The following is a 1,206-nucleotide window of genomic DNA, read 5'->3' as shown; positions in this document are numbered from 1 at the left end:
GCGAGGAGCCGGGCCGCCGCCGCGTGCCCGCCCTCCAGGGAGAACATGGCCCGCTCGACCGCGTCGTCGGGCAGCTTCGTGCCGGCGGCCCGGGCGGCGGCACGCGCCGCACCGAGCTTGCGCAGCGAGGGCATGTGGTCGTCCGGCCCGAGCACCAGGCCGATGCGCTCGTGACCGAGGGAGGCCAGGTGGCGCCAGGCCTGCTCGACCGCGACGGCGTCGTCGCACGCCACGCAGGGGAAGCCGAGCCGCTCGATGGCCGCGTTCACGAGCACCACCGGGACCTTGCGCTCGGCGAGGCGCTGGTAGTGCCCGTGCTCGGCGTCGCCCTGGGCGAACAGGCCGCCCGCGAACACCACCCCGGACACCTGCTGCTGGAGCAGGAGTTCCACGTAGTCGGCCTCGGAGACGCCGCCCTTGGTCTGCGTGCACAGCACGGGGGTGAGGCCCTGCTGGGCGAGCGCGCCGCCGATCACTTCCGCGAACGCGGGGAAGATGGGGTTCTGCAACTCCGGCAGGACCAGGCCGACCAGCCGGGCCCGCTCGCCGCGCAGCTGCGTGGGCCGCTCGTACCCGAGCACGTCGAGCGCGGTGAGGACAGACTGTCTTGTCGCCTCGGAGACGCCGGGCTTGTTGTTGAGCACCCGGCTGACCGTCGCCTCGCTGACTCCGACCTTCTTCGCCACCTGAGCAAGTCTGCGCGTCATGGAACGCAAGATTAGCGCAATGCTTGCCATTAATTTGCGTGACGGGGACATCTGTTCGGCCGGGAGCCGGGGGTGTCGGCGGCGGAGCAGGGGGTTCGTCCGGAGGGGAGAGAGTTGCCGGTGGTCCGGTGACACCTGAGGAGTGGTGGGGTGCGGGGGCCGCCCCCGCACCCCGTGTCTCATATGTCCTGCAGGCCGGAAGCGATCAGCTCCAGTACGCGCCGGTCGTCCTCCGCGCTGCCCCGGGCGGCGGGGTCGCCCGGGTACGTGTCGAAGAGGATGTGGGTGGCGCCGAGCTCGGCCAGGGTCTCCACGTCCGCGCGGATCTGTTCGATGCTGCCGTGGCCCAGCGGGCGGTCCTCGGTGTCGGGCACGGACCCCACCGCCACCTGGATGCGCGGCGCGAACGCGGGGACCGGGCGCCCGGCGCGGTCCGCCTCCTCGGCCAGCCGGGGAAGCCGTGCGCGCAGCGCCGCGAGCGTCGGACGGAAGGGATGCC

At 73.0% G+C, this 1,206-nt stretch carries 1 protein-coding gene and 1 pseudogene; both read right to left on the bottom strand.

Annotation, left to right across the window (positions count from 1 at the left end; translation table 11 throughout):
• The coding region (locus G3I40_RS29210) for a LacI family DNA-binding transcriptional regulator (protein ID WP_164305532.1) at positions 1-707 on the bottom strand (707 nt) is incomplete at its 3' end.
• A 179-nt stretch (positions 708-886) separates the two neighbouring features.
• Positions 887-1,206: pseudogene (locus tag G3I40_RS29205) on the bottom strand (LLM class F420-dependent oxidoreductase); the annotation flags it as partial.

This window comes from Streptomyces sp. SID14478 (genome assembly GCF_010548525.1).
In the GTDB taxonomy this organism is placed as follows: domain Bacteria; phylum Actinomycetota; class Actinomycetes; order Streptomycetales; family Streptomycetaceae; genus Streptomyces.
This window is presented reverse-complemented; position numbering and strand designations above follow the sequence as displayed.